The sequence below is a fragment of the Acinetobacter sp. YH01025 genome (assembly GCF_013420185.1).
GTDB lineage: Bacteria > Pseudomonadota > Gammaproteobacteria > Pseudomonadales > Moraxellaceae > Acinetobacter > Acinetobacter indicus.
In genome coordinates this window covers 1-19,505 of sequence record NZ_VOYR01000020.1, presented here as the reverse complement: position 1 = coordinate 19,505, position 19,505 = coordinate 1, and the positions used below count along the sequence as shown (strand labels likewise).

Sequence of the window (19,505 nt, the reverse complement as noted above, 5' to 3'; positions counted from 1 at the left end):
AGATTCATGCACGCATAGCCGTATTGAACAGATTTACAGAATTAGGTCGTCCTCATACTCAAGTGATCACTTGAGTTCTGTTCAAATGAGCAGAGTGCTGTCTTTTAAATCTTTGTGCAACAAAGCCTTTTAATAATAGAAAAAAATAAAACTTGTAGCATCTATAGCATGAAAATTATTTCAATAAATATATACGTTAAAAAAATTGAACTAAGGTTTAAATTTTGATCTATTTTTTTATTCTATTATTATGGTAAAATTTTTACACAATTCACACATAATTTAAACAATATGAAAATAATGAAATCAGGGTTTACACTCTTAGAGCTTCTGATTGTAGTAGTTATCATTGGTTTACTTGCAGGTATTGTAGGTCCTAAACTTTTTAAGAATATCAATAAATCTGAAACAACTACTGCCAAGGCACAAATTGATACCTTTGTAAAAGCCCTTGATAATTTCCGTATAGATACGGGGCGCTACCCTAGTTCTCAAGAAGGCTTACAAGCTCTTCTTACGAACCCTACTAATTTACAGGGTTGGAATGGGCCATATTTAAAGAAATCAGTACCTAATGATCCTTGGGGTATGCCTTATCAGTATGCTGAACCAGGAGCACATAATAATGAATACGATGTGTTCTCTTTTGGGAAAGATAAAAAAGAAGGCGGCGAAGGTGACGATCAAGATATAGGTAATTGGTAATGTTGCAGATTAACTTCTCCAGTATCAAAAACTATAATTCGAGTTTTGATGTCAATATTTTTCTTTATGAATTTAAAACCCTACTCGAATCAGGTTTAAGTATTATCGAAGTTATTCAGACTTTACTTGATCGAGGTGAAGTCTATACAGCAGTTTTATATCCAATTTATCAAGATTTAAAAGCTGGTTTTAGTTTTTCGCAGAGCTTAACTCATCAACCAGAAATATTCCCTAAGCTTCTGATTGCTACAGTTAAATCTACTGAGCAAACAGGGCAATTAAGCTTAGGCTTAGAACGATATTTGACTTATATGGAGAACATTAATGTACTCAAAAATAAAATTACGAGCGCATCAATTTATCCTTTAACAGTTTTAGTGATTGGCTTTGTCATCTTTACATTTCTATTGCTTTATTTAATTCCAAAATTTTCACTCATTTATAATGATTTAGACTTAAATCTCCCACTACTATCTAATTTATTGATTAAATTGGGAAATTTTATTTATCAATATAAGATATATACAATCATTACTTTTATAATTTTATTAGGAACTATTTTTTATTTTAGGAAAAGTATTATAAAAAATTCAATAACTTATTTCCTTAAATTTAAAAGAATTTCCTATTATTATAATGCAGTTATATTAACAAGATTTTATCGAGCATTAAGCTTGATGTTGGATGGAGGATATCCGTTAATCTCGGCACTTGATACATGTAAGGAAACATTGAATGAAGATTTCAAACACAGAATTGAAGGTATTAATCAAGGTCTAAAACAAGGTGAAGTTTTTAGCCTCTTACTTGAGCAACACCAACTTACAACACCTATTGCAAGTCGCTTAATTAAAAGCGGTGAGAAAAATGGCAATATTAGCCGCATGCTTGCTAAAACAGCAGATTTTCATGATCTCGAGGTTTCTCGTTTTATCGATAAATTATCTAAAGTCATTGAACCCGTTCTTATGATTGCCATTGGGGGATTTGTGGGCATGATCGTGATTCTCCTTTATTTACCTATTTTTGATATGGTTGGATCACTTTAATGAATGCAAGTAAATTAAGTGAGCTTGAGCAATTAGCTCTAACTAATCAAGACTGGATTTCTACTATTAAATCTTTCCGGCCTGGAGACTGGCAATCTTATATAGAAGAAATTTATCAAATTCCTTTTTTTGAAGAGCATCAAATACAAATCACTGATCAATTACTTAGTTATCAGGAAATGTATCGTTATAAAATTTTATTAGCTGAGTATAAAGGTCAATTTATCCTGATTTTGCCTTCCCCTTGGCATAACAGTCTACATTCTCTCTTAAAACCTACTGAAGAAAAGGTAGATATTTATTTCTCTAGTATTGTTTTTATTAAACATTATTTGCAAAAAATACAAAGCTTTTCTTCTTCTCAGAATGAAGAAAACCACTCTTTACATGCTGATCTACAAAATGAAAATATTGAAATATTAAGTTTAAGCAGTATTGCAAATGCTGAGAATGAAGTTATACAAATAGTCAACTCAACATTATATGAAGCTTATATACAAAAGGCTAGTGATATCCATTTTGAGAACTATGCAGGTGGTTTACATATTCGTTATCGTTTAGACGGTATCTTAATTTCTATTAAAAAAATTCAAAATTATGCCTTAATTCAGCAAATTGTTTCACGAATTAAAGTTTTGGCTGAATTGGATATTGGTGAACGTCGTATTCCTCAAGATGGACGTTTTAGTGTAAATCTTGAACATAAAATTCTCGACTTCCGTGTTTCAATTATGCCTGGAGTCTTTGGAGAAGACGCTGTTTTAAGAATCCTGGATAAAGATGGGATATTAAAAGAAGGACAACAGCTTTCATTAAACGACTTGGGATATCCACCAGACTTTCAGGGTCAGTTAAGACAAATTGCAAGTCAACCATATGGCATGGTGTTATTAACAGGACCTACAGGTTCAGGGAAAACGACTACTGTTTATGCCTTAATTAATGAAACATTAAAGTCTTATGAAAAGCTTATTACAGTAGAAGATCCTGTGGAATATGCTCTTAATAATGCATTACAAATTCCTATAAATGAAAAAAAAGGGCTGACTTTTGCGAAGGGGCTACGTTCAATTCTAAGACATGATCCTGACAAAATCCTGGTAGGCGAAATTCGGGATAAAGAAACCGGAGAAATTGCTATTCAAGCCGCTTTGACAGGACATTTAGTTTTCACCACTGTTCATGCTAATCATGTTTTTGATGTAATTGGGCGTTTCCAGCACATGGAAATCGATCAATATAATCTTGTTAGTGCATTAAATGGAATTGTAGCTCAACGGCTTATACGTTTGTTATGCAAACACTGTAAGAAACCAAATGGAACCTATGAGTTCCTAGCAATGGGATGTTCTGAATGTAACCATACTGGCTATAAAGGCCGTAAAGCAATTGCAGAAATCTTAGTTTTGAATGACGAGTTAAAAGAGCTAATTATTAATAAAGCCTCAATCCGTGAAATGAAACAAATAAGCTCTCAGCATGGATTGCTCTCTATGAGAGATTATGCAATGAGTTTAGTAGATACAGGAGAAACTACTTTAGAGGAGGTGAATCGTGTTACCTTCCAATAAGAAAAAAATATCTCAATATTATGTATCTCAATATGAGATTTATCGAATTGAATCGAATAATCTAATCAAGTTAGGAAGTTTCAATGATTTAAAAGAAGATCCATCTTTTAAATTTCCAAATATATGTAAAGTTTTTTTGGCTGCGGAGTGCTATAAAATTTTTATAAACCCTGCAGAAGTACAGTACTCACCAAAACGCTTTCAACAACAAGCAGAGCAACGGTTCAAATTATATTTTCCGCACTTGAATGTGGCTCAATATTGTTTTTTTTGTGATGAGCCTAGGTTTGATTTGCCTTATCTTGTCGTAGCAGTTGAAAGGGATTGGTATAATAATTTTATAAACAATTTTAAGTTCAATAGTTTAGATCATATTGAAATTTTGCCTTTAGCTTCTTTTATATATTTCCAGAAATCTCGTGAAAATAATTTCTGTTTTAAAGAGACCTCTTTAGAGACACACTTTATTCATGTTGATGGCCAATTACATCAAGTAATTCAAAAGAATAAAAATGTGAATGAAGCCAGTCACTTTCATTTACTGGAAAAAGATATATGAGTTTTTATATTTATAAAAAGAATAAATACCAACATATTTTTCGTTCTCTCATCCTAATCCTATGTGCGGGACTATCATCATTAATGGTGTATAAATCTATAAATCTTAAAAATTTAGTAGATCGCCAACAAGAAGAACTTTTCCAGTTACAACAGCAATATCAAGAATTAAGCCATATTTCTACGCAGGAGAATAAAAAATCAGGAATAAACTTAGCTGAAATAGAACGAATGATATTCTATCCTAATAATGTGATTCAGCTTAAACAAATTGATTATAAACAACAGACTCAACAGATCTTTATTCAGGGATTTGCTCAATCCATAGAAGATGTTGACCAATTAAAAACTGATTTAAATCAAGAAAATATATTCAAATATATCAATGTTACTTCGGCTGCTATGGATCGTAATAGCAAGACATTTCATATGGAATTCAGATTACAAGGTCAGCTATGAACCGAAAAAAAATATATTGGGAAATTGAAAAAAAATTGTACCAATTGCATCCTTTAGATGCAGGAATTTTATTTTTTATTTTTTTCATTCTATTTATTTATAGTCTAGTCATTCCTCAATATGAAAAAAATCTTCATCTTCTAAATCAGTATCATGAGGAGATTTCTTCTGCTATACAACAAAAGAAAATTCAAAATAGTGCTTTATTGCCCCTTCAAGATAAAGTATTAGCAGGAACTCCTTTAGTTGAAGTTGCAAAGTTTTATCAACAAGAAGAAATCCAGGTTATAGATAGTAAATATGATCAAAAATCAGAACAAATACAATTTCAATTAGAAGGAGAAGTTAAACCTTTTCTTAAAGTTAGCAAATACTTACAAACTTTTAGCAATCTAGAACTCCTGAATATTACGATTACACAAAATGAACGTGATAGAGCACCTGAACTCTTAATTACTTGGCAAGTAAAGGTAGCCTCATGATTCGTACCGTTAGTTTTATTATTGCTTTAATTATTACACTTGCTTTGACTTTAGCTACATGGTTAATACCTGATCCAGTCGAAGAGATTGTTCTAGATATAGATACACATCAGCAAAGTATAGAATCTATACCACCGTTTACAATGTCTCCTGCAGTAGATCAAATCCTATTAGAAGAGTTGAATCAGCCACAACAGTTTATAATTGTACCCGTAACTAAGAAAGCCGAAACAAAAGAAATTGTCATTACTAAAGAAAAAAAGAGCCAGCAAGTAATTCCTCTGCCGCAGTTTATTGAGCCTCCTCCCCTCTCTCCTCCAAATTTAATTTATACGGGGCAAATGATTGATGCGGGTGGAGTCAAAAAAGTGTTTCTGACATTTGAAGACCAAACCTTAGTTTTGTCACAGGGTGATATTGTCTCTCAACGTTGGAAAATCGAATCTATCCAAGAAAATCAAATCACTATTTTTGACCAAATTTCTAATCAACTTTTTGTATTAAATATATAGCAATGAAAAAAAATTATTTATTTAACGCGTTAATCCTTAGCTGCTTATTTGGTAGTCCTTTCACTTATGCCAATTTAACTGCAAACAATGAACATACTTTTCTTGACAAAAAAGTATCTATTAATTTTAGAGATGCAAATGTTCGACAAGTAATGGATGTAGTCGCTCAAACAGCTGGTGTAAATTTTATTTTTGATAGTGATGTAAGTTCAGATTTAAAAACAACAATTTATGCACAAGATGCTACTTTACTAGAAACTATGGATCTAATTTTAAAGACGAGTAAATTACGATATAAAATAATTAATCAAAACACATATCTTATCTATAATGATAGTGCTGATAAAGTACAGCAATATGAAGACCTTAAAGTTAAAACTTTTGTTTTAAAAAATGGCGACACAAAAAAAATTCAGGAAGTTTTGAAGACTATTCTAAATCCTAAGTTTATTTATACGGATGAAAAAAACCGTTTAATTACTTTACGAGATCGACTCGATATTTTGACTGCAGCAGAAAAACTTATTCAGACTTATGATCATCCAGATTCAGAAGTGATTCTGGAAGTGAAAGTTTTCGAAGTTAGTCATGAAGATCTTACTAATTTAGGTATTACTTTACCTTCTCAAGTTTCACTATCAGCCCTGAGTACAACCGAAAAAAATACGAGCCTGGTTATACGTGACCTGTTAAATCTAAATAAGGATACTCTTGCAGTAGGCGGAGTATCTCCATTAGTTACATTAAATTTGCAAGATACGAAAGGCAAGGTCAATCTTTTAGCTAGGCCTTCGCTACGTGTTAAAAACCTAGAAAAAGCAAAAATTGTGGTCGGTGATAAAGTTCCGGTTATTACATCAACCATGAACCAAGTTTCAAGTGCTGTAACTGAATCTGTAAGCTACTTGGATGTAGGATTAACATTAGAAGTACAACCAGAAATTCAGATTAATGATGAAATTGGAATCAAGGTATCTTTGGAAGTCAGCAATATTGTGAAAGAGATTCGTACCAATACTGGACTTCTGACCTATCAAATTGGTACTCGTAATGCTAATACGGTATTACAATTGAAAGATGGGGAAACTGAAGTTCTTGCAGGGTTAATTCGAGAACAAGAACGAAACAGCCATGTCAATGTGCCAGGTTTAGGCAGAATACCAGTATTAGGACGTTTATTTTCAAGTCGATCCGCCGATAAAAGTCGCTCCGAAATCTTACTTTCTATTACTCCAAAAATTATTAGGAAAAATACGGACCGCTTAAATTATACAGAAGCTTTTTATTCGGGTACTCAGAATTACATTACACTCGACCATAACGAAACTTCTACTGCAAGATTCAAAGGGGAAGTCACGGGGCAATCCATAGATACGCCACAAAATTACATTGCTGTCTCAGCTCCAACACAAATGGCACAAACATCTAATTATGCTCATAGCCCAGGCAATATTGTAAATTTGAGTCTACCTGAGAATATTGTAAAAACAGATCCTTTAAATGTTTTGGTTGAAAGTGAAAAATTAGCTAAAGACAGTAAATTACTGATTAAGTTTGATCGGAATGCTTTTAATTTATCTGATGTGCGTTTAATGACCAAGGCTCAACAATCTGTTCATTACAACACGACACTTGAAGGCGTAGAAATCACCATTGGAGAGAATCTCTCTCAACAATCTATTGCATTACTCACCTTGCAACCTTTGCCAGGATACACTGGACGAGGTGATATTTCCTTAGATAGTTCACACCCTGAACTAGGACATCAGTCCATGAGTAAAAGTGTGGAAGTCAAATAATGCAACAGCGTCGTATACGAGGTTTTACCTTAGTTGAAATGCTAGTCACCTTGACCTTAGTCGCGATTATCGCCTCTATGGCTTTTCCACTGATTCAGATTGATCAGAAAAGACGTCAAGAACGAGAACTGAAAGAAGCTTTAATGCAAATTCGTACTGCTTTAGATAATTATAAACAAGCTGTGGATGAAGGCCGGATTTATATGCCTGCAGATAGTTCGGGTTATCCTAAAACTTTAAATGATTTAGTTGAAGGTGTCCCTGATTTAAAAGATGCGAAAGGACGTAAAGTTTATTTTTTACGTCGTATTCCTACTGATCCCTTTGCTCCTGATGGATTAACACATGAGGAGTCTTGGGGACTACGTAGCTATTCAAGTCCTCCTGATGCCCCTGAAGAAGGTGATGATGTCTATGATGTCTATTCCAAAAGTAAAAAAACAGCTTTAGATGGTAGCCGTTATGATTCCTGGTAAGAAAAAAAATAATAAAGGATTTACCCTAGTTGAGCTATTGATTGTATTAGTCATTATTGCCTCACTTGTTGCAGTTGTCATGCCCCGCTATATTAAAAGCTTAGATAAAGCCGAAGAGTCAGCATTAAAAAGTGATTTGGCGACTATACGCATTTCTATAGACCGCTTTTATGCCGATAAAGGTCGTTATCCTCGGCATTTAGATGAACTGGTCAATGAAAAATACTTACGTCATTTACCCGTCGATCCTATTACCAAACAAACCAATTGGCAGGCAATTTATGTCTCTATGGACGGTGAACAGGTTGTTTATGATGTAAAAAGCAGTGCTCAAGGAGTGGCTACTGATGGTACGCAATATCAGTCATGGTAAGTCACAACAAGGTATGACTTATGTATTTTTTCTATGGTTTATTTTAATTTATGGCATTTTACTGGGTAGCTATATTGAGGTAACCTCTACGCAAGCCAAGCGCTTAAAAGAGCAGGATTTCATTTATACCGCTGAATTATATGTAAAGGCAATAGAAAATTATTATAAAGATAAGCAGACATTGCCAATAGATATTAAACAGCTGCTATGTGATGGTCCAGCTTATCCTTGTAAACGTTATTTAAGACAGTTATATAAGGACCCTTTGACTCAGCAAAGTTTTGTTTATACTTATGATGAACAACACCAAATTACAGGCGTAAAAACCCTTGCAAAGGGTAAAATTATGAATAATAAGATTAGAGAAATATATAAATCTAAAAATTATAATAATTTAAATTTCACAGTAACTTTAATTAATGTGCAATCATAAAAATATAAAGCGATAATTTCTAATAATTTCTCAGCCTGGAAAACACTCTCATAGAGAAAAAATATTTGGCCTGATATTGGCTTTGTTGCATAAATATGTAAGCATCTGATTTAAATAAATTTAATTTTGGATCAAAAAATAATCAAAACTTTTAAAATCATATAGTTATGAAATCTTTGTGCAACAAAGCCATATAGAATTATCCATTATGAATATCTAATAAAAAATCATTCAAAACCATAATAATAATCAAAAAAATAAAAGAATGATATAATTTTATATTTATATCATTCTTTATTTCATAATAATAAATTATAAACTTACATAAATTGCTAAGCTAGATAAAAAACCTAAAGAAATAGGGGCAATAACTTGGCCATTATGAATAAAATTAACATGTCGCCATATAAAAATATTTTCTATATATCCCAAAAGCGGAATCAATAATACAATAAAATACTTACCATAAGCATTCCACCCATCTGATATAGTAATGAACTTTGGTATAAATTCATTATATATAAATAAACTTATTAAAAAGCATAATATAGTTAAAAAAATAAATACAATTTTTTTATACATAATTTTGCTCTTTATTTAATTTTAAATAATATCTAAATGTTATCAGATTTAATAAGTACTGCGTTGCAAGAGAAAGCATAAGTGCAACCAACATATTGACTACTATTAATAAAGCAAGTGTACCTAAACCAGGAAGGAATAAGCTCGCGGCAAATGCTCCTATTGAATATGCAATTATACTTCCAGCTGTTGCAGTAATTATTGTAGCAACTTTTTTAGTAGTTGACATATCAGGATCCGTTACCGCATTTATTACTTCTAATAGTAAAGATATTACAGTTAACGATTTGACGATACCTTCCAAAGCAGGATATGAAAATTTTTGCAGGCTACGATTTAGGCTATCTGATTTATATTCTTTTAATAGTCCATCAAACATCCCTCCAAATCCACCACCTAAAATAGGCCAAACCACGCCCCCATCAGCTCCCCCACCAATCATGTAAGCGCCAGCTCCTGTATTTGGATCAAGGATTATATACCCACTCCCTGACCAACCATTAACATTAACATTACTTTGACTAGTAGTAATTACTTTTCCAGCAGCAACGGCATTTCTGATATCATTGATGGTTTCACTAGTGTGGTTAAGTTGGGGAATAATTGTATTAATATTAGTTTTGTCAATTTGATAAATCTTTTGACCCATCTGTAAAGCAATTTGTAATGCTTTTACAGCACTGATACCTTCTACATTTTTTATAGAATTATTCTCATTATTAAAGAATTGCTCTGGTACCAAGTGTTCATTTACACTCATTCGAGGGCCTTGCGACTGGTTAAATATTCTCCAATTTTGATTATTATTATCCTTGTCTACAGAACTTGATGAAATACGATCAATATCCATCATCATTCCACCAGATCTTGCATTCCTTAACACCCCCCAACTATATACACCCTGTATATTAGTTGAATAGGTTCCGAAACTCATATAAGAATTCCTAATAATATTTGCTTGACTAGCAGTAATATTATCTTGCGTATCATTTGTGATGAAATAACTTTGAATAACTGCTTGTAAAATAGAGCCCGTTATATCATGACGGCTAAGACTTATTATTTCTTCTGTTTTCCCACTTCCAATTTTATTTTGAAGATTTTTTATCTGATCGATAGTACGTTGTATTTGTCCTTGACTTAGTCCTTGCATATTATAGCCAATTGCATGATATTCACCCGCTTGAAATTGTTTGTTAGGTAATTGCCAATTATTATTAGGGCTAATAAATCCAATTTGTGCTTGTATTTCGGTGCCTAATGGATAGCTTTTTCCTGTCTTTAATACTTGACCATTTAAAGTTACTTCTGCAGTCATATTAATACTACTAGGCAAAGTTTTTGCTAATTTATTTGGATCAATATCACCATTAGTATCTAAGGTAGGAGAATAATTTAAAAGCATATTTGCATCTATCGGGCTACTAGGCTTAAAAGATAGTGCTAATGGTTTACCTTGTAATTGAGTACTAGCTATTTTGAAATTAAAATCCGTAGTGCCCTCTAACTGACTATAGATATCTCCAAACATATTAATATGAAAATAATGACGCATGCTATCCGGTAATGTATGATAATCGCGTACTACAGCAATAACTTGATAAGGTAAGACTGGGCTAAGAGTTTTACTCTTATAAGGCTTAATTTTAGCTGTGCCTAAAATATTACCAACTGTGTTTGAGTCAGAATTTTGCTCTATATACGCTTCTACACGGCTTTGATAACTAGTTAGCCTTTTTTGGACATTAACTTGATTAATGCTTTGAACGCTTCCTATACTTTCATCAAGAATTGCTCCTTGTTTTGCCTCATTAATGAAGGCTTGAGAATCAAAAGGTACAGCTTTAGTTAAATCAATTCCTTGGGTACGTTCGTAACGTTTATAACTCGCATCTAGAGGCACCCAACTATCTTCAATATTTGGATTATTTTGACCACTCGTTTGGACTGCTCCTTTACCAGGTATAAAGTCCATTTTGGCTTCAACCCAAATGTGCTCCATACGTAAATGGCTTTCTTTACCACCATTCATCATAATAACGCTTGGAACACCGCCTTGCCCAATCAAGTTCCCTGCAGCACTGAGGTTATTTACACCACCTACCCAATCTTTGGCCACTTCAGCAGGAACATCAATGGTTCCGGACACATAACGTGCTGGAATACCTGACGCACGTAATAAAGCAATTAATAAACTACTGGTATCAGTTGCATTTCCGCGTTTAGTTTCTAAAGTATAAGCTGAGCCTTGGATCGAACCATAGGTTGGAACGAATTCAATATTGTCATAAACCCATTTATAAATTTTTGCAGGGTTATGATCTAAATCTTTCGCAAGATCTTTGATCTCTTGAGTAATTTGTACATCTTCATTGGCTTTTAAATCTTCAGCTAATGTTGCAACCGGAAGCGAAGCAAGTACAGGCCATTTATTCTGATCAGATAATGTCATGCCATTAAATGCAATTTTCTGCCATTGGCCAACACTAGATGTGGTTAATACTGTAGGTGTCGCTTGTTTCCAGATTTCATCAGGACTTAAGCTGCTAATGTCTTTTTGTGCTTTATAAAGTGGATTAACGATAAGTTTTTCTGAAGCTTTTACCTGATAAGACTCAAGAGCTGGACCTAGTTTTTTAAAATCTTGTGCTGTTACTGGTGCTGAAACCTTACTGTCAGGACGTCCCCAAGGAAGTTCTTTAAAATCACGTTGAAGCTTTTTAGGTTCCCATTGAGCCATTTGTTGTGTGATTTCTTCGAGTACTACATTACGAGATGTATCATCTTTTGCATCAGCAAGCTTAGTAAAAAGGCCTTCCATGATAGTCTGACGCTGTTCAATTAGCTTTGCAGTTTGCTCCTGGCGTTGTGCAATGGTTTTATCTTTAAATAATTTTGCTTCTGCACGTAGATCTGCCACAGCTTTCGCTGTTTCTGATGCAATATTACTTCTTAACTCTAAAATCTGCTGCGCAGTTTTGCTTTGCAACGCTTGTTTTTGTTGATTCAGCTCTTTAACTTTGGCAGTAGTTGCTTTCGCTTGTGGCGTGAAATCTTTCAAACGCATTTGCATATGTTTGACAAGTTCCTGTAAACGCTCAAGATCTGATTGGCTCACCGACCCTTCTGTTCCCGGTTTCGCACGGCCAAAAGCCTCTTGTTCAACGGCCGCCATTGCTGGCACAGCCAATACCCCAGCATGACATAGCACGATCGTCCCTGCTATCCAGCGTTTAAAGTTGGTATTAAATTTCATTATTTCACCAGTTCTTATTTTAAATTTACCTTGAGTTAAATATATTTAATCTGAACTATTTCCTTAGAAACAGCCCAAGCTTTCCCTTTCTTATGGATTGGAGTGATACCACTGAATCTGCAAGGTACGGATCAGTTCATCCAGCTCTTTTCTCGCCGGCTTGGCATCAATGTATTTCAAACGGTCCATGATCCCGCCAGCTTCTGCAAAGGCTGCGATGGCTGTGTCATGCAAGCCTAAAGACTGTTTCAACTTACCAGTACTGATTAAGGTCTTGATTGCAGCAACCTCGGTAATATCTGCAAGACGAGGACTCCATTGACGGACACGCTGATCTAATAAGCTCAGACGATCGCTGACCCCACGAACCAGGAAGCGGTATTCCTTGCTGTCTATTGGCTGGGCAGTGGTATCTGTACCGTTATAAACAGTTACCTTAATTGCATGAGTTCCTGAACCTGTCGGCAAGGCAATCGGTAAATGCAGATTCTGGTTTTCCTCCTGAGTCAGATTGGTCACCACCTTCACTTGATTATTAGTCACAGTACCTTGACCTAACCATTTCGCATTGGCCGGTAGCTGTACCACCACAGTAGCTTGTGTATTGGCATTTGCACTCAGCTTGACAATCAAATGCACTGGTTCTTGTGGTGCATAACTCATACGTTTGGTCGCATCAACTTGCTGGTAGGACAGACTTTGTTTTAGCAAGTTCTTCCATGCATCTTTCTTATTCGTGGAGGATTGACCATCCGTTGCCAGACTACGTAGCAAGTCAAAAGATAACGCCAGAGGTTTACCATCACCATAGTCAGCGGTAACGACCGCCGGATATTTATGCGCATGGTTGCAGACATAGAACTTGAGGTCGACAATGGTTTCCACATTTCTGATCCAGTCCTTGTCAAAGCCCAGACAGTTGCGTCCGTCATAGCTGGCTGTAACTTTGGCACGATCACCCAGGTACATTGCCAAGGTATCACCTGTCGGCTCTACCACCGGATTGGTATTGTCATAGACAGGCTGATGAGACTGCATTTCACGTTTGGACAACAGGATATGTCCACGGTAACGGATATCGGCCAGGTTCAGTAGCTCGTAGTTGGTCCAGTCCAGAATACCTTTATCGAACAGAACCGATTCACCGTTAAAGCTTAATTCCCTGATTTCATCATTGGTTGAAATTGCGAATTTCTCGACAGCACCCAATACCCAGTAGTTATTATACAAACCACTACGCATGAGTTTCTTGAACTCAAGCGGACTATAAGTGACCTTATAGTTGATTCCAGTTTCCTTTTTAATTTCATTCAAATAGCGGTTTAACGTTGCGCCACGCTCACTGAAGCATGCGTAGTTAAACTTGCCAAATGCCCAATTCAGTACAGACTTATGCCAGCCCGCTTCACAGCTGTAATACACCAGGAGCTGGTTATTGACATTCTTGTAGTCTGGCAAGCTCACTTCAACTGGGACTTGTGTCAGGTTAAAGCTAGCTTGTGCAAGTGGCTTTTCCTCACCTGTGACTGTTTTATAAGTTAAAGCCGCTGTAATACGATCTCCATTATTACCTGATGTTTTCCAACTCAGACCTTGTTGATACACTTGTGCTTGAGCCAATTGCCCAACTGTCGTACTCAGTGTTGTGACTGGTTCAAGGTCATCATTCTTGAAGATCCGGATATTCAGCGGCAAGTTATTCCAGACTTCATTACCGGTATTCTGAACCTGTAAATTCAGCAAGACATTTTCACCGATCGGCACTTCATTTGGTGTTGCACTCAATGCCCCCACTAGACCCAAGCCAGACTGTGCGGCACTTAATACTGCGAAGCTAGTGGTTCGTGTATAGCTATTACCGGCAGTCGTCGTGGTGGTAACTACACTGTAGTTCCCTTTCACTGCATTCGATAACTGTAACTGGTAATGGGACTGTTTCAGTGCATTTGCAGCAAGTTGGCTATAGCTTTCCTGCTTTTCAAATATTTTTTCATTCTGGCTGTTAAAGACTTCAGTCAGAACCGTGGTTTCACCGCCCAGATCATTGCTGGAGGTGTTTTGCAACTGCATTTCTAAAGTCACCAGGCCATTGCTTGGATATTGCTGCTTGTCTGAAGAAATACGGGTATCTGTCAGACCATTGACGTCGGCTGCACTCACTACGGTTAAGTTGTTTGTAGCTGTCGCGATCGTTATCCCTTTCTTCAATAACTCGGTCTTAACCTGGTACTGTCCACTGTAGACACCCGTCAAGAGCCAGTCAGTAATACGTTGGTCCTGGAACGTACCTTTATTACGAGAGTTCAGGTTAACCTCATAAGTTGGAAGCGTTGCAATCAGGTTACCCTGCTGGTCATAAATACTGTGACGCACTGTAGCTTCACTAGAGAAGCTCCCCATGTTCTCGACATTGGCAGAAATCTTGACTGTATCAGTTGCTTGGTACTCTGGTTTATCTAAAGATGCATTCAATCCGAAGGATTCAAATCCACCAGCCGAGATATTCAGACGTGCTGTATTATTGCGATCAGTATATTCTTGGATCTTGGCTACACTGCTGGCTCCCGGATCATTAGCCACAATAACAATGTCGCCAAAATCAGTCAGGTCACCTAGATAATCGATAGAAAGGTCTTCATATTCGCCAGCCGCCAGTACTTTACTGGTTTGAGCCATGCCAATCAGTGTACCCTTATCCCCTGCAGCCTGCTGTTCAGCCGTCTGTTTGTAGAAGCTTACCGGCAAGCCTTTCAGAATAGTCTTACCGCCAGCATTACCAATGCGCACAGTAAAGTGTGTTTGACCAAAATTACTCTTGTCATTAACACGGATATAAGATGCAGTCGGGTCAGCGGCAGCTGTTGCATTCTGGTTCAGCAGCAGGTTGGCACGATAGGTGTTGTGGGCATCCCAGCTGTTAACTTCCTGCCTTGGAACAGTAAGGTCATCATTGATGTTGGTGACATGATAGCTGTACTGGTTCCAGATATTACGTGTATTGGCCCAGTCCTTGTTCTTACCAGAGATCATTCGAAGACCCGCAGTATAACCTGCACGACCTCCTCCACTTCTATTAGAAACAATGAAAATATCAGCATGTCCATCTGCATCTGCATCAATAACGATAGGGGCTTCCGAAGCTGTATGGGATGAATTAATCAATTTATAAATTTCAGCACCGGTTGCTGCATCATAAATCCTAAAATAGTCTTCATCTGCATAGACTACTTCAAACTTACCGTCATTATTAAAGTCAAAAATACTCGACCCAGTGATTTGGGATGATGTATCTTGAACTGGAATAGACCAGATCACACTACCATCACTTCGCATTACTGTATATGCACGTGCTCCTGCAACTCCCATATCTGCTTGGCCATCACCATCAAAATCGGCAATGGTTGGTGTACCACCTGAGCCACCATTAGGAATCGCATACCTTGCAATTTGCTGTCCAGTTTTAGAAAAAATTGTGAAATAACCATCACCAGTAGTGATAATATTCGGTTGGCCAGTACCAAACATATCTGCTATAGCAGCATAACTTTTTGAAGCATAACTAAATAGTCTCGTAACCGTTGGTACCGTACCACCTATATATTTAGCCACTCCTGTAGTACCAATGATTTCTAAAGTTCCGTCACCATCAAGGTCTGCTAAAGCTAAAGCATTTCCTACACCCGTATTAGAAATTAACGTACCTTTTTCAAATTGGCTGATATTTGTATTGGATACTATTTCAGGAATTCCGTCATTATCCAAATCCCCAACCATAGGATATTGACCATTCGTCAAAGATACCCCTGAAGCTGCCCATGATTTTTTAAATTTTCCTAGATTATCATGTACATGTATTTGTCCACTTTTTCTAAAAATAATCTCTGGTAGACCATCTTTATCAATATCAGCAATTGTTGGAGAAGCATGACTAGACACTCCAGTGATATTCCATTTTTCAAGACCAGTACTAGGATCAATAGCAACTATACGTCCAAAATAGTTTACATATAAAACTGTTGCTTTATCCCCAGGTCCAATAATGCCATCACCATTGGTATCTTCTAAAGGTGCTGCTACTGCTGACTCAGATGAACCATAACTAGAATCACCTGTAGATGTTGGTGTGGTTTTCCCGTAATGCCAAACTACTTCGGCATCAAGTGTCCCCTTTTCAGGCCTGATCTCGGCAGCATCACTGGTCAATGCAATATTATTGGACTCATCCTTTTCCGCTACCTGTTTGGTACTGTCCACCCAGACACCAATCGGTGCATCCCGGAACAGGGACTTACCCTGAATCTGGATATTTACCTCAATCTCTTCCTGAATATCCAGACCCTGAGGTAAGGTTGTCTTACCCAGAACAATCTCGCCTTCATCGAAAATACGGTTGTTGTTGGTATCAGCAAAGGCTAGGATTTCAACTTCCTGAGTCTTCGTAAACGCCTTATTCCCTACATTGCCAATGGTCGCTTTTAACGTACCTATCGTTTCCAGGCTTTGTTGCTCAGTGGTTAACCCACTGCTATCCGTTTTAGTAATTTTCAGGTCAGGCAGACTGGTATCGGCGGATAATGGACGTAAACGGATTTCTCCCAGATCAGCAACCGTACCCTCTACATACTGTTTATCGAAGTATCGGGTTGTTCCTAAATGTGGGGTCGATGCAATCTGAATCCGGATCAGATCGATACTCAGGTTTTTTGCACTAAAACCACCAGCAACGTCTGTCTTGCCTGTAAACAGCTGCTGGCCATTGTCTTGGCGGTAGATAGTTACTGTCGCATTTGAAATAGCTTTATTGGTCTGTGAATCAACAACATAACCTTTCATTTCATAGGACAGCAAATTGAGTTTTAACTGGACTTTCTGGGTTTGATCTTTGGTTAAGGTATATGTCACCGGAGAACCGGTTTGATAGCTTGGATGTGATGCGGTCAGTCTCCAACGTCCTGTCGTCAGTTCAGCTAGCAACAGGTTATTTGCAGCATCATTTTCAGCACTAAAACTCTGTTTTTGAATAACCTGGCCACTGGCATCCAGCTTCTCGGCAACAATGGTTGGATTATTGATCAGATTACCGTTCGCATTGACGACGGTAATCTCAAATTTACCGGTATCAACTGTAGTATCCTGTCCCGGATCATTTGCATCCTTTTGATAGAGCTGGATCGTTCCAACATCTGCAATCTGCCCTGCTGGCAGGTTAATGCTTACACCCGGCCCAAAATAGTCTTCTTTACTAAATGTAAGAGTAAATGCACCTGCCTGAATATCAACCAGATTGAAACGGCCCTGGTTATCAGTCCGTTCCACCTCAGTTCCGTTTCTCAGAACAGCAACATCTGCTAAAGCCTGTTCCTGTCCATCTACAATTCTACCGCTCACAGAACCAATGTTTTTCTGTTCATCCAGCAGTTGTGGAGAGAAGTCAAAGGTACTTCCTGCTGTGGCCGTACCTGTACCTCCAACACCTACATAACCTTTAGCATTGACACTTACACTAAAAGCAGCCGGTTGCTGCATGGTAATCTGATAACGCCCTTCGGCATTCGTGGTTGCATTTAATGTGGTGATTCCGCTCACCAGTTTCACCTCAGCATTATCAATCGGCAAACCTGTTGTTTTATCGGTGATTCGACCTTGTACTAGAGCAGTCGTTACATTGGCCTGACGGGTCAGCTCAATTTGGCCCAGGTTTAAGCTTTCACCCTGACGTAAAGTAACCTGGAAAATCAGACTGCCAAAGCCTTCTTTAGAAATAGTAAAGCGATAATCACCTGCTTTGGTATCGGTAAATACGACCGAACCATTAGCATCAGTCTGAGCGGTTAAAGCTGATGTGCTTTCTGATGAACTGGCTACCGTCGCACCCGAAATGTTTGCTTTCGTTTCTGCATCAATTATGCTGAAGCTAATACCAGAGCTGATCGGGTTCACAGCCGGGGTAGACTGGGTTTTTAGTGAACGCAGAATAATTGCTGAAGTATAGATATCCTGAGCCCAACTGCCATCAGCATTCTGCTGGTTCAGCACTACAGCTCTAAATGCCTCTCGTGCAGGATGGTCTGAATTACGGTAGGGATGTATAGCTTCATTTAATAAAGCATCTACAAATAGTTGGTCCTGATGTTCCACCCAGTGTCCATCACTGATCTGTTTGGATTCCAGGAAATTTACGGTTTTTAAAGCAACTGCATTATATTGCGGATAGTCTTTGAGATATTCAGTTAAGGCTGTTAAAGCGTGGGCGGTCACATAATATTCATCAAGTGATACCACCTGGAAAGCACCTGATGAACGTTGCTGGCTGGCCAGATAGGCAACAGCTCTAGAAATCACATCATTATTTTTATAATTCAGCTGCTTTAGAGCTAATAACACCCAAGCTGTATCCAAAGGATTACTTTGCCAGCCAGACAGATGACCAAAGCCGCCATCTTCATTCTGATATTTTAAAACCTGACTTAAATATTGTTCGGTAGGTTCATTTTGCAATTTTAAAATGAGAATTCCGCGCACTAATGCTTCAGTACTTTGCTCTTCTTCAAGTAGTTGTCTTACATTGACCACATTTGTAGAAATAGAATGTGCTCCAAGCGTTACAACCTTCTCATGTAAAGCTTGCAAAGAAGTTGCTACTTTCGTTTGTTCAGAAGACTTTAACCAAGTTATTCCTTCTTGAACTCCAGCAGTACTGAATTGTACTCCACCTGCTGACACCCCCACACCCAATAAAAGTTTTTGCCAAGCTTTTAATATCATTATGTAACCTTATATTGTTAGTTTTGTCGATTTTTGTACAAGTTTTGTGCACATAATAATTAGTGAAATACTTTTATTCAAGAAAATTTTCTAGTTCTTTATTTTTAAAATTTCATTTAATCAATATCTTGCCGTTTAACAACCAAAAATCGCAAACTTTAGGTTTCCGTTATTATTTTGCTATACATGCTAGTTTCGCTTTCATACATAGTCTTCAAAAGAATTAAGCTTCTATCTACATTGTTTCAGTAAAGACTCAACTAGAGCTAAAAAAATTTAATTTTCCTTCGATTTTATACTTTTGGACTTATCTATTTTTTTCTTTTGCTAAACTCCCCTTCAAGCAATATTGCTTAACGGCTTTGTTGCACAAAGATTTAAAAGACAGCACTCTGCTCATTTGAACAGAACTCAAGTGATCACTTGAGTATGAGGACGACCTAATTCTGTAAATCTGTTCAATACGGCTATGCGTGCATGAATCT

14 protein-coding genes are annotated in these 19,505 nt (G+C 36.9%); 11 read left to right on the top strand and 3 right to left on the bottom strand.

Annotation, left to right across the window (positions count from 1 at the left end):
• The first annotated feature begins 300 nt into the window (after positions 1-300).
• Genes gspG through FTT89_RS13905 form a run of 11 tightly spaced genes read left to right on the top strand, consistent with a single transcriptional unit; the run spans position 301 to position 8,417 of the window.
• Entirely contained in the window at positions 301-705 is a 405-nt protein-coding gene (gspG, locus tag FTT89_RS13955) for a type II secretion system major pseudopilin GspG (RefSeq protein WP_257219612.1), read from the top strand.
• The gene (locus FTT89_RS13950; RefSeq protein WP_180007066.1) at positions 705-1,754 is read left to right on the top strand and encodes a type II secretion system F family protein; all 1,050 of its coding nucleotides are present in this window, start codon (positions 705-707) and stop codon (positions 1,752-1,754) included. Before gspG ends, FTT89_RS13950 begins: the two co-directional genes overlap by 1 nt.
• Positions 1,754-3,325, top strand: coding sequence for a GspE/PulE family protein (locus FTT89_RS13945; RefSeq protein WP_180007063.1), 1,572 nt, complete (start codon positions 1,754-1,756; stop codon positions 3,323-3,325). Before FTT89_RS13950 ends, FTT89_RS13945 begins: the two co-directional genes overlap by 1 nt.
• Positions 3,309-3,884 (top strand): hypothetical protein, encoded by a 576-nt coding sequence (locus FTT89_RS13940; protein WP_180007061.1) that lies wholly within the window; start codon positions 3,309-3,311, stop codon positions 3,882-3,884. The genes FTT89_RS13945 and FTT89_RS13940 overlap by 17 nt, the downstream gene beginning before the upstream one ends.
• Positions 3,881-4,342: a PilN domain-containing protein gene (locus FTT89_RS13935; RefSeq protein WP_180007059.1), complete on the top strand. Its 462-nt coding sequence runs from the start codon at positions 3,881-3,883 to the stop codon at positions 4,340-4,342. Before FTT89_RS13940 ends, FTT89_RS13935 begins: the two co-directional genes overlap by 4 nt.
• A complete protein-coding gene (locus FTT89_RS13930) occupies positions 4,339-4,824 on the top strand; it encodes a hypothetical protein (RefSeq protein WP_180007057.1) in 486 nt (161 codons plus the stop codon). Before FTT89_RS13935 ends, FTT89_RS13930 begins: the two co-directional genes overlap by 4 nt.
• A complete protein-coding gene (locus FTT89_RS13925) occupies positions 4,821-5,336 on the top strand; it encodes a hypothetical protein (RefSeq protein ID WP_180007055.1) in 516 nt (171 codons plus the stop codon). Before FTT89_RS13930 ends, FTT89_RS13925 begins: the two co-directional genes overlap by 4 nt.
• 2 nt (positions 5,337-5,338) lie before the next feature.
• On the top strand, positions 5,339-7,135 hold the full coding sequence (locus tag FTT89_RS13920; protein WP_180007053.1) for a hypothetical protein: 1,797 nt from the start codon (positions 5,339-5,341) through the stop codon (positions 7,133-7,135).
• Positions 7,135-7,611, top strand: coding sequence for a type II secretion system protein (locus FTT89_RS13915; protein ID WP_180007051.1), 477 nt, complete (start codon positions 7,135-7,137; stop codon positions 7,609-7,611). Before FTT89_RS13920 ends, FTT89_RS13915 begins: the two co-directional genes overlap by 1 nt.
• Positions 7,598-7,984, top strand: a complete 387-nt coding sequence (locus tag FTT89_RS13910; protein WP_180007049.1) for a type IV pilin protein — start codon at positions 7,598-7,600, stop codon at positions 7,982-7,984. Before FTT89_RS13915 ends, FTT89_RS13910 begins: the two co-directional genes overlap by 14 nt.
• Complete coding sequence (locus tag FTT89_RS13905) at positions 7,959-8,417, top strand: hypothetical protein (RefSeq protein ID WP_180007048.1); 459 nt, start codon at positions 7,959-7,961, stop codon at positions 8,415-8,417. The genes FTT89_RS13910 and FTT89_RS13905 overlap by 26 nt, the downstream gene beginning before the upstream one ends.
• A 312-nt stretch (positions 8,418-8,729) precedes the next feature.
• Here the strand turns inward: FTT89_RS13905 and FTT89_RS13900 are convergent, their stop codons facing one another.
• From FTT89_RS13900 to FTT89_RS13890, 3 genes are all read right to left on the bottom strand, one after another.
• Positions 8,730-8,999: a hypothetical protein gene (locus FTT89_RS13900; protein WP_180007046.1), complete on the bottom strand. Its 270-nt coding sequence runs from the start codon at positions 8,997-8,999 to the stop codon at positions 8,730-8,732.
• Positions 8,992-12,255 carry a transglutaminase domain-containing protein gene (locus FTT89_RS13895; RefSeq protein WP_180007044.1) on the bottom strand — a complete coding sequence of 1,088 codons (3,264 nt, stop codon included), beginning with the start codon at positions 12,253-12,255 and terminating at the stop codon, positions 8,992-8,994. Before FTT89_RS13895 ends, FTT89_RS13900 begins: the two co-directional genes overlap by 8 nt.
• Before the next feature lie 90 nt (positions 12,256-12,345).
• Entirely contained in the window at positions 12,346-19,020 is a 6,675-nt protein-coding gene (locus FTT89_RS13890; protein ID WP_180134373.1) for a carboxypeptidase regulatory-like domain-containing protein, read from the bottom strand.
• Between the last annotated feature and the right edge of the window lie 485 nt (positions 19,021-19,505).